6 protein-coding genes are annotated in these 3136 nt (G+C 71.6%); 1 reads left to right on the top strand and 5 read right to left on the bottom strand.

The genetic code is table 11. From position 1 onward, the window contains the following. Positions 1-61 precede the first annotated feature (61 nt). The 5 genes from ACFRCR_RS17945 to rpmB all read right to left on the bottom strand — a co-directional run bounded on the left by ACFRCR_RS17945 (position 62) and on the right by rpmB (position 1691). The gene (locus tag ACFRCR_RS17945; RefSeq protein ID WP_030150363.1) at positions 62-343 is read right to left on the bottom strand and encodes an HU family DNA-binding protein; all 282 of its coding nucleotides are present in this window, start codon (positions 341-343) and stop codon (positions 62-64) included. Between the two features lie 299 nt (positions 344-642). Beyond that, complete coding sequence (locus tag ACFRCR_RS17940; protein WP_377679470.1) at positions 643-948, bottom strand: type B 50S ribosomal protein L31; 306 nt, start codon at positions 946-948, stop codon at positions 643-645. A 23-nt stretch (positions 949-971) separates the two neighbouring features. After that, positions 972-1277, bottom strand: a complete 306-nt coding sequence (gene rpsN, locus ACFRCR_RS17935; RefSeq protein ID WP_377679468.1) for a 30S ribosomal protein S14 — start codon at positions 1275-1277, stop codon at positions 972-974. Positions 1278-1287: 10 nt separating this feature from the next. Then, complete coding sequence (rpmG, locus tag ACFRCR_RS17930; RefSeq protein ID WP_377679466.1) at positions 1288-1455, bottom strand: 50S ribosomal protein L33; 168 nt, start codon at positions 1453-1455, stop codon at positions 1288-1290. Then, positions 1455-1691 carry a 50S ribosomal protein L28 gene (rpmB, locus tag ACFRCR_RS17925; protein WP_138822191.1) on the bottom strand — a complete coding sequence of 79 codons (237 nt, stop codon included), beginning with the start codon at positions 1689-1691 and terminating at the stop codon, positions 1455-1457. Before rpmB ends, rpmG begins: the two co-directional genes overlap by 1 nt. A 118-nt stretch (positions 1692-1809) precedes the next feature. Here rpmB and ACFRCR_RS17920 point away from each other — a divergent pair, with 118 nt between their 5' ends. Beyond that, positions 1810-3093, top strand: a complete 1284-nt coding sequence (locus ACFRCR_RS17920) for a CobW family GTP-binding protein (RefSeq protein ID WP_377679464.1) — start codon at positions 1810-1812, stop codon at positions 3091-3093. Positions 3094-3136: the final 43 nt, after the last annotated feature.

Below are 3136 nucleotides of genomic sequence, written 5' to 3'. Positions count from 1 at the left end.
CCTCTGCACGGGATGCGGGGCGTGGCCCCGCGGTGCGGCACGCCTCAGCGCGCCGCGAAGATCACTTGGTGACGGCCTTCTTCAGGAGGCTGCCGGCGCTGATCTTGACACCGAAGCCAGCGGGGATCTGGATCTCCTCGCCGGTGCGGGGGTTGCGGCCCGTGCGAGCGGCACGCTCGACACGCTCGACGGAGAGGAGGCCGGTGACCTTGACGGCCTCGCCCTTGCCGAGCGACTCGACGAGGACTTCCTGGAACGCGTTGAGGGCGTTCTCGGCCTGAGCCTTGGTGAGGTCGGACTTTGCGGCGATGGCCGAGACGAGCTCAGACTTGTTGAGCGACATGCGGATCCCTTCATCGGTTCACGCCCCGCGGTGGGCACCGCGAGACGTTGAGGTCTCAGTTTGCCAGCCCTGAGGCGGGACTTCGTGGACAACACTAAGGAATCTACGGGGTTCTGCGCGCGTTTCCGCGCCGAAACGGTTCCTCTGAGCGCAGAATCTTGTCCGATCCGCGCCGAATGTGACCTACTGGGCGCCTCCCGACCCCTCCGGGCGCCCTCCCGGAACGCGCGACGAGCCGCCCACCCCGCAGGGTGGACGGCTCGTCGGAGGCCTCGGCTCGCGGCCCGAGCGAGGGCGGTTCAGCGCCCGTCGCTCTTCGCCGCGCCTCCCGTGGCGCCCTTGCCGTAGCGCTGACGGAACTTCTCGACACGCCCGGCGGTGTCGACGACGCGCGCGGTGCCCGTGTAGAACGGGTGGCTCGCGCTCGAGATGTCGACGTCGACCACCGGGTAGGTGTTGCCGTCCGTCCACACGATCGTCTTGTCCGGGCGACCCGGACCGGACGCCGGGCTCCCGGCGAGCGTGGACCGGGTCAGGAACGCGAAGTCGGCCGAGATGTCGCGGAACACGACCGGCCCGTACTCGGGGTGGATGTCCTTCTTCATGGGTGCTCCTCTACGTGTCTCGACTACCAGCTGGACTTGGTGACGCCCGGGAGCTCGCCGCGGTGCGCCATGTCGCGCAGCCTGATGCGGGAGAGCCCGAAGCGCCGGTTGTACGCGCGCGGACGACCGTCGACGACGTCGCGGTTGCGCAGGCGGGTCGCGCTCGCGTCGCGTGGCTGCTTGCGCAGCTCGGTCGAGGCGGCCTCCTTCTCGGCGTCCGAGGCACTGGGCGACGCGATGATCCTCTTGAGCTCGGCGCGCCGCTCGGCGTACCGGGCGACGATCACCTCGCGCTGGGCGTTGCGTGCGATCTTGGACTTCTTGGCCATGCGGCTCCCCTTACCGTTCCTCGCGGAACGCGACGTGCCGTCGCGCCACCGGGTCGTACTTGAGCAGGGTCAGCCGGTCCGGGTCGTTGCGGCGGTTCTTGCGGGTCACGTAGGTGTACCCGGTCCCTGCGGTCGAACGCATCCTGACCACGGGGCGCAGCGCGGTGCGTGCTGCCATCAGACCTTCTCCCCTCGAGCGATGATTCCGGCGACGACCGCGTCGATCCCTCGACGGTCGATCGTCCTGATCCCCTGGGCGCTCACTCTCAGCCTGACATGCCGGCCCAGGGACGGCACCCAGTAGCGCTTGTGCTGGATGTTGGGGTCGAAGCGTCGCTTGGTCCGCACGTGCGAGTGCGAGATCGAGTGGCCGAACCCCGGCGAGGTGCCGAGCACCTGGCAGACGGCGGACATGACGAACTTCCTTTCGGTGGGTCGCGGAGACCCGACACTAGTTATTGAGAACCATTCTCGTCAAGGGGGTATGCTCCCGACTGATGAGAACCGTTCTCTGTAGAGGTGGAGCGTCCGCATGCCCGCAGATATTCCCGGGACCCCCCGCACGTCCGGGACCCACGTCCCGCTCAGCGTGCTCACCACGATCGACCCCGTGCTGCGCGATACCGCGGTCTTCGGGCTCGTGACCGACTCGCCGCGGTCGGTCGCGCTGCGCCACGACATCCACGCCGAGGACGGCACGCTGCGGCGCCTGGTCGTGGACGCGACGGGCGTCGTCGAGGACACGCTCGTCGACCTCGAGCACGCGTGCCTGTCGTGCGCGGTCCGCGAGGACGCGATCCCCACTCTCCACGAGCTCGCGCACGACGGGCGCTGGGACCAGGTCCTCCTCGCACTGCCCGTGTCCGCCGAGCCCCTGCCCGTCGTGCGCGCCCTCGACGCCGCTGCCCGCCCCGGCAGCACGCTCGACGGGCTGCGGCTCGCCACGGTCCTCACGGTCGTCGACCTCGCCGCGGTCGAGACCGACCTCCTCGACGACGACCTCCTCGAGGAGCGCGGGCTCGCGCTCACGCCCACGGACCACCGCTCGGTCGGCGAGGTGCTCGCCGCGCAGGTCGAGCACGCCGACCTCGTCGTCACGACCGGCGCCCCGCCCGCACCCGACCTCGGTGCGTCACCGGCAAGCCCGGGCATGCCCGGCTCCCCCGGGCTGCCGGTTCCGCCCAGCACGCCCGACGACGCCACCCGCCCGGGCGGGCACGCGGCGGTCCAGGCCGCGTGGGACCGGCGCCGCGCGAGCGCACGTACCGGATCGGGGCTCGTGGACCGCCTGCGCGCGGACGCCTCGACGCGGGTCGACGGCCTCGAGCGGCTCTGCTTCGCCGACCTGTCCGCGGCCTCGCACGACGCGACCGTCGCCGAACGACGCGCGCACCCGCTCGGGGTGCGCGCCGTCGTCGGGCAGGACGACGCGACCGGGACCTGGACCCTCGAGCTCGCGTCCGACCTGCCCTTCGACCCCGAGCGTCTCCTCCACCAGGTCCGCCGACTGGGCACCGGGCGCCTGCGCAGCCGCGGCGTGTTCTGGGTGCCCAACCGGCCCGACTCGATGTGCGCGTGGGACGGCGCGGGTGGTCAGCTCAGCATCGGGGCGGTCGGGACGTGGGACGACACCGCGCCCCGCACGCGGCTCGTCCTCACGGGCGCGGCCGACTCGGCCGACGACCGCGTGGCGCTCGTCGCCGCGTTCGACGAGATCCTCGCGACGCGCGAGGAGGTCGCCGACGGCGGCCTGCGGTGGCTCGGCCGCGAGGACGTGCTCGCTCCGTGGCTCGGGGAGCGTAGCGACGCCGTGTGACACGTGTCGCAGGACGAGAGGACGCCCCGGGACTCCTGAAGAG

It is taken from the genome of Oerskovia sp. NPDC056781, from assembly GCF_042789955.1.
In the GTDB taxonomy this organism is placed as follows: Bacteria; Actinomycetota; Actinomycetes; order Actinomycetales; family Cellulomonadaceae; genus Oerskovia; species Oerskovia rustica.
This window is presented reverse-complemented; position numbering and strand designations above follow the sequence as displayed.

Excerpts from the sequence above, each read along its gene's own strand:
- rpmB (WP_138822191.1), bottom strand. The coding sequence starts at position 1,691 with ATGTCCGCCGTCTGCCAGGTGCTCGGCACCTCGCCGGGGTTCGGCCAC.
- ACFRCR_RS17940 (WP_377679470.1), bottom strand. The coding sequence starts at position 948 with ATGAAGAAGGACATCCACCCCGAGTACGGGCCGGTCGTGTTCCGCGAC.
- ACFRCR_RS17920 (WP_377679464.1), top strand. The coding sequence starts at position 1,810 with ATGCCCGCAGATATTCCCGGGACCCCCCGCACGTCCGGGACCCACGTC.
- rpmG (WP_377679466.1), bottom strand. The coding sequence starts at position 1,455 with ATGGCAGCACGCACCGCGCTGCGCCCCGTGGTCAGGATGCGTTCGACC.
- rpsN (WP_377679468.1), bottom strand. The coding sequence starts at position 1,277 with ATGGCCAAGAAGTCCAAGATCGCACGCAACGCCCAGCGCGAGGTGATC.
- ACFRCR_RS17945 (WP_030150363.1), bottom strand. The coding sequence starts at position 343 with ATGTCGCTCAACAAGTCTGAGCTCGTCTCGGCCATCGCCGCAAAGTCC.